This is a genomic window from Pseudomonadota bacterium, assembly GCA_034660915.1.
In the GTDB taxonomy this organism is placed as follows: Bacteria; Desulfobacterota; Anaeroferrophillalia; order Anaeroferrophillales; family Anaeroferrophillaceae; genus DQWO01.
The window spans coordinates 1-6,106 of the sequence record JAYEKE010000015.1; the positions used below are offsets into that span (position 1 = coordinate 1).

Below are 6,106 nucleotides of genomic sequence, written 5' to 3' on the forward strand. Positions count from 1 at the left end.
CCAGGAAATCCCCCATCCGTTGGAAATGATCATAACCGTGACTGTATTTTTCCTGTTTGTGGTGGTCTATCGCTTTATACTTTATCGGCTCCCAATTCTGTATTCGTGGAAAACAGAGCCGGAAAAGTAAGCTGATTCTAACATAGTTCAACCCGAGCACCAGCCCACAGGAGTGCTTTAAAAATACTTCGGGATTGAGAACCGGAAGGCCGGAAAGGAGGATTCTGAATATGTTCAACAACTTTGCTTCTAAAGCAATCGTCCCGGTGGCGCTTTCCCTGACTGGTTTTGTGATTGTCTGCAGCTTCTTTCTGTATTCTGCCATTAAAGAGGATTTTATGAGAAACGCGGTACGGCAGGAGACCAGCCTTGCCGATACCGTCGTTCGTTCAACCCGCTACACCATGATGACGGATGACCGGGAAAGCCTTTGCCAAGTTATTGACAGCATCGGAGCTCAGGAGGGAATCGAGCATCTGCGTATTTTCAATAAAGAGGGGGTTATCATGTTCTCCTCGCAGTCTGGGGAGTTAAATCAAGTCGTCGACAAAACCACAGCCGGATGTATCGAGTGCCACAGCGGTTCCGAACCTAAGGTGCGTTTGGGCTCCATGCAGCTGGCTAGGCACTTCGTCAATGCCAGGAACCACAGTGTGTTGGCCATCACTGCGCCGATATACAACGATGAACACTGCTCCGCGGGTGACTGTCACTTTCACCCCGCCCACCAGAAAGTTCTCGGAACCCTGGACATCGGTCTGTCGACCGATTCAATGGACTCTTGCCTGCTGGCCTTGCGCTGGAAAATGACAGCCTTCTGCTTAATGGTTTTAATATTATCCGTGGGCGGGGTCAGTGCCCTCCTCAAACGAAACCTGCTGCTGCCCATCGACCAGTTGATAGATTATGTGAAAAAGGTTTCCGGAGGAAAGCTGGATAATGATTTCCCCAAGGGGATAAGAGAGATCGAAACCCTTGGACAGATCTATCTTGACATGGCATCAGAAAAAGATCTTGCTGAAACGGAATTGAAAAAAATCAGGAAAGCTGATAACATGTCCAATGGAAAAGGTGAATGATTTGGTTTATTTCTCGGGAGATAGGCTTGGGAACCTTATGGAAGTCCTCGGACTAAATGGGGGGTTGAGTGTTTTTACGGCGGAAGCAGAGACAAAGTCAACACTTGGCTCCGGACGGGGTAGTGCCGGGCCCGGACTTGCGGCGCAAAGAGATTCAGGATCGAATCCGCTACCTTAAGAAACAAATAAACTATGGTAAATTGTGGATGGCCCTGTTTTTTCTGGTCAGTCTTGGGGCGGTGGTCGATTTCCGCTTTCTCCCTCCCATATCAGAAAAAACGAGGCAGCTTCTGGGTGGATCCCCTCCTACCTCCCTCATCAGTGTGGCGCTGATCGTCTACGCCTTTTCTGCCCTTATCCTTATATTGGGCCATATGAACACCGGCCCCCGTCGTTTTCGGGGTTGGTCGCACATCGGCTATCTTTCTGCATTTTATCTGTTCTATTACTATGCCGGTGTGCTGCGGGATAATTTCTGGCCGGTGTTCATCGCCGGCCTGACGATTCTTGGTCTTGAGAACTATCGGGTCTGGTCCGGCTGCAGTGAAGCCATAAGGGAGGAAGAGAAGATACTGACGTCATTGAAAAAGTGATGGAGTTGTTACGAAGCCGTCAAGAGTAAAAGATCTGAGATCTCACATGGGTAGAATAATGGTAAAAGCTGTTCCCTTACCCGGCGTGCTCTCAACCTCGATATCACCGCCATGGGACTGGATGATTCCGTAGGAGACCGAAAGACCCAGGCCGGTGCCCTTGTGTCCCTTGGTGCTGAAAAAGGGATCGAAAAGTTTTTCTATGTTTTCTTCCGGAATACCGCAGCCGGTATCCTCGATTCGGATAGTGATGTGGTTCTTTGATGCATTCATCCCCGTCCTTATGCTCAGCTCTCCCCCCTGCGACATAGCCTGGCCTGCATTGATCATCACGTTAACGAGAACCTGTTCAATCTTAGAAGCGTCCATCGATATTTCCGGAAGCTCAGGGTCATACTCCTTGATTATTTTGATGTTTCTGAAATCGGCATGGTGTTCGATCAGGGCGGTTGTTTTATCAATGAGTTTTCTAACCGGCTGCATTACCTTTTGTGGATCGGAGACCCTGGCGAAGTCCAGCAGTTCCTTGACGATCTTGGAGCAGCGCTTTGCCTCATGAAGAACAGTTTGGCAATCCTCCACCAGACCATCGTCCAAATGTGGATCCTCGGCAATGAGAGAGGCATGGATCATGACCCCCGTAAGTGGATTATTGAGCTCATGGGCGATCCCCGCGACGAGTTCCCCGAGGGAGGCAAGTTTTTCCGAGCGGAGTAAAACGGACTGCATCTCCTTTATCTTGCGTGTGCGCTTCTCCACCCGGGTCTCCAGCGTCGCCGCCCATTCATCCTGTTCATCCTGAGCTTTTTTCAGTTTGACGGTCATGTCGTTGAATGCCTCAGCGAGTTCTCCCAATTCGTCCCCCGGCACTGATTTGATAAGGGGCCAATTTCCCTTGCCGACAGCCCGGGTGTGCTCCAGCAGTGTGTGAACCGGTTGGATGATCAGTCTCTTGGTGAGCAGGGTCAGGCAGAGCGAGATGGAGAGGATCAGAAAAATGATCTGAATGAGGGTATTGTTGCGATAATTGCTGATCATCGACAACATGGGATCAGCGGAAATGGTAATGTCCAGAAGGCCCAGAAAACCTGTATCCCGAGAGTGGGCATGGCATGCACCCGTCCAGCAGGTCTTCTCGTTATATATGGGTCTGGTCAGGCCGAGAACCTTTTTTTCATTACGGTCAAGGAACATTCCGCTTCGGGGCAAGGGGCAAGGTTTTTCCCTGGATATATCCTGGAACATTTTCCGGGACATATCACCATTATGGCAGCCCATACATGCCGGAGCCTGTTCCTTGTCAAGATTGGTGCCAATTTCGCTGCTTTGGGTAGAGAAAGCTATCATCCCCTCCTGGTTAAGGATCCTTATACGCTCGATCCCCTTCTGTTTGCCCATCTCCTCAATTGTAACTTGTATCTGATTCCGGTTGTTTTCCAGCATCTGATGAAATACAGCTCTGAAGATGGTCTCGCCCAGATGATCGAGGTCTGATACCGCGCTTTGAAGGAAGGCCTGCTTGAGGATGGATATATTGAAAAAACCGAAGAGGGCCGAGGTAAACAAGAGGACGATTCCCGTAATCAGCGAGATCTGAACGATCAGTTTCAGCCTCATGCCTGTTTCCTCCTCTCCCCCAGTTAGAACTCCAGGGGAAGATGCCTGCTATTCAGAATGATCTCTCACAGAAATATCGTGTTTTTTCAACAATGCCTGAAAATTGGGCCTCAACATCCCGACATCCTTGGCTGCCTGGGTGACAATCCAGTTGTTTCGTTCAAGAGCCTGAATAAGGAATGCGTGTTCAACCGGCTCGACCGCTTTTTCCCTGGCCTCTCTCTTGGCCTCCTTCAGGCTTTCGGCACTCTGGGGAACGGGATCCTCAATAATTTCTTCAGGAGAATCGTTGGTGGTGGACTGAATTTCCAGATCTTCTGGTTGGATAAGCTTGTTGTGGGTGAGCACGACCGCTCTTTCGATGATATTTTCCAGCTCTCTGACATTACCGGTAAAAGGATGCCGCGTCAGGATGGACATGGCGGCCGATGACATTCCCTGGATGTCCTTGCCGATGTCCTCGGAGAATTTTTTCAGGAAATGTCCGATGAGAAGGGGAAGATCACCTTCTCGATCAATCAGGGGAGGCAGGTTAATAGGGATGATGTTCAGCCTGAAGAAGAGATCCTGTCGGAAAAGCCCTTCGTTGACCATCTCATTCAGATCTTTGTTGGTGGCGGTTATGAGACGGATGTCAATGGGAATGGGTTTGGTTCCCCCGATGGGGGTTATTTTAAACTCCTGGAGGACCCGTAATAGTTTGCTCTGGGTGGCCAGACTGATGTTGGAAATCTCATCCAGGAAAAGAGTTCCTCCGTCAGCGACCTTGAACAGACCCGTTTTTGTCTGTATTGCCCCGGTGAAGGAGCCCTTGACATGTCCGAATAGCTCACTTTCCAGAAGGTTCTCCACCAGGGATGTGCAATCGACGGCGACAAAGGGCTTATTACAGCGCATGCTGTTTTTATGAATAGCCCTGGCAACCAGTTCCTTACCCGTTCCACTCTGACCGGTGATAAGGACCGTACTGTCAGTGGGAGCGACCTGCTTGATTCTGCTATATACCTTCTGCATCGCTTTGCTTTCACCGACAAAGATCTCAAAACCGTTCAGGTTTTGTCCAACTGCTGGATGGGCCCGCTGCATCTGAACGGTTCGCTGTTCCAGCGCTTTTTCGACCATATCGATGATCTGCTCGGGTGTGAAAGGTTTGGCAATATAATCAAAAGCCCCATTTTTCATGGCCTCCACGGCGGTATCTACAGTGGAATAGCCGGTGATGATGATAACCGGAACATCCGGCTGCAGGATTTTTATGGCCTTCAGGACCTCGATGCCATCCATCCCCGGCATTTTAAGATCCGTGATAACGATGTTAAATGGTGCTTTCTGGAGCTTTTCTATGGCCCCAAAGCCACTTTCAGAGGACTCTGCCTGGTAGCCCCTGCCTTCCATGACCCGGCAGATGCCTTTCCTGATCACCTCTTCATCATCGACTACAAGAACCTTTATGCCTGTCATGTCTCTACTCCTGGTAAGACCATAACACCACTCATGTTATTTTTATCATACAATTGTGAACTTTTACATTCCAGAAGACCATTGTGAAAAGTTATACTTTGCTATGATTTTTGTCAACAAAAAAGATTGCATAAAAAAGATTGTACCGGGCGGTTCTATTTGTTGACAATATTTCACAACTTTTCCTTGACAATGTGGTACATCTTTGCCAGCCTATAGTCATATGCTTGTCGATTGAGGTGGTGGTTGTCATGAGGTTTACGAAAGAGCTTTTTAGCGAATGGAGGTGTGATGATGGCGGATAAAATTTTTCGGGTTAACATGACGGATTTGACCGTCAGTATTGAAGATGTTCCGACTGACTGGCTGGGCCTGGGTGGCCGTGGGTTGACGTCAACCATTATTGCCACCGAGGTGCCTCCCACCTGCCAGCCGCTGGGGAAATACAATAAACTGGTTTTTGCTCCCGGACTGCTGTCCGGTACCCGGGCGGCGAATTCGGGGCGGCTGTCGGCCGGGGCTAAAAGCCCGTTGAGCGGCACCATCAAGGAAAGCAATGCCGGCGGAACGGCCTCACAGCTGCTGGCCCGCATGGGCATCAAGGCCCTGATTATTGAAGGGTTGCCGCAGAAAGATATTTTTTACAGCTTGAGAGTAAGTACCCAAGGGGTGACGATCAGCGAAGAAACGGCCTTGGCAGGCAAGGGCAATTTCGAGGTGGTGGATTCTTTGCCTGCTGGTGTCGGTGTCTTGACTATCGGCCAGGCGGGAGAAAACCGGATGGCGGCGGCCAATATTTCGGTCATGGATCCCGATGGGAAATTGCGCAGCCTGGGCCGGGGCGGTCTGGGCGCGGTGATGGGATCGAAAAAGATCAAGTATATTTTTATCGATCCGGCTGGGGCGCCGAAAACCGTGGCCCTGGTGGACGAAGAAAAATTTAAGGCGGCGGCCAAAGTATTCGTCAAAGCCCTCCATGATCATCCGGTTTCCGGCGAGGCCCTGCCCGAATATGGCACGGATATCCTGATTAATATTGTCAATGAAGTGGGTGGACTGCCCACCAGAAACTTTCGTTATGGTCAGTTTGATGGCCATGATAAGATCAGCGGCGAAAAGATGCGTGAATTGATCGATGCCCGGGGTGGCAAACCCCGTCATGGTTGTCATCCCGGCTGCGTCATCCAGTGTTCCCAGGTTTTTGTGGATAAGGACGGCAAGTACGTGACCTCGGGATTTGAATATGAATCAATCTGGGCCATGGGTGCCGGCTGCTGTATTGATGATCTGGATGTTCTGGCGGAAGCCGACCACCTGATGGATGATATGGGGATCGATACCATTGAAACGGCAGTG

The 6,106-nt window shown here is 50.1% G+C and carries 5 protein-coding genes; 3 read left to right on the forward strand and 2 right to left on the reverse strand.

Going from position 1 to position 6,106, the window contains the following annotated elements:
* Positions 1 to 230 precede the first annotated feature (230 nt).
* Together U9P07_00660 and U9P07_00665 are read left to right on the forward strand one after the other, a co-directional pair.
* Positions 231 to 1,079 carry a HAMP domain-containing protein gene (locus tag U9P07_00660; protein MEA2107920.1) on the forward strand — a complete coding sequence of 283 codons (849 nt, stop codon included), beginning with the start codon at positions 231 to 233 and terminating at the stop codon, positions 1,077 to 1,079.
* A gap of 68 nt (positions 1,080 to 1,147) precedes the next feature.
* Entirely contained in the window at positions 1,148 to 1,672 is a 525-nt protein-coding gene (locus U9P07_00665) for a menaquinol oxidoreductase (protein ID MEA2107921.1), read from the forward strand.
* 42 nt (positions 1,673 to 1,714) lie between these two features.
* Here the strand turns inward: U9P07_00665 and U9P07_00670 are convergent, their stop codons facing one another.
* Entirely contained in the window at positions 1,715 to 3,289 is a 1,575-nt protein-coding gene (locus U9P07_00670; GenBank protein ID MEA2107922.1) for an ATP-binding protein, read from the reverse strand.
* Positions 3,290 to 3,337: 48 nt separating this feature from the next.
* Complete coding sequence (locus U9P07_00675) at positions 3,338 to 4,750, reverse strand: sigma-54 dependent transcriptional regulator (protein MEA2107923.1); 1,413 nt, start codon at positions 4,748 to 4,750, stop codon at positions 3,338 to 3,340.
* A gap of 294 nt (positions 4,751 to 5,044) precedes the next feature.
* Here U9P07_00675 and U9P07_00680 point away from each other — a divergent pair.
* The coding region (locus U9P07_00680) for an aldehyde ferredoxin oxidoreductase N-terminal domain-containing protein (protein MEA2107924.1) at positions 5,045 to 6,106 on the forward strand (1,062 nt) is incomplete at its 3' end.

Excerpts from the sequence above, each read along its gene's own strand:
- U9P07_00660 (MEA2107920.1), top strand. The coding sequence starts at position 231 with ATGTTCAACAACTTTGCTTCTAAAGCAATCGTCCCGGTGGCGCTTTCC.
- U9P07_00670 (MEA2107922.1), bottom strand. The coding sequence starts at position 3,289 with ATGAGGCTGAAACTGATCGTTCAGATCTCGCTGATTACGGGAATCGTC.
- U9P07_00675 (MEA2107923.1), bottom strand. The coding sequence starts at position 4,750 with ATGACAGGCATAAAGGTTCTTGTAGTCGATGATGAAGAGGTGATCAGG.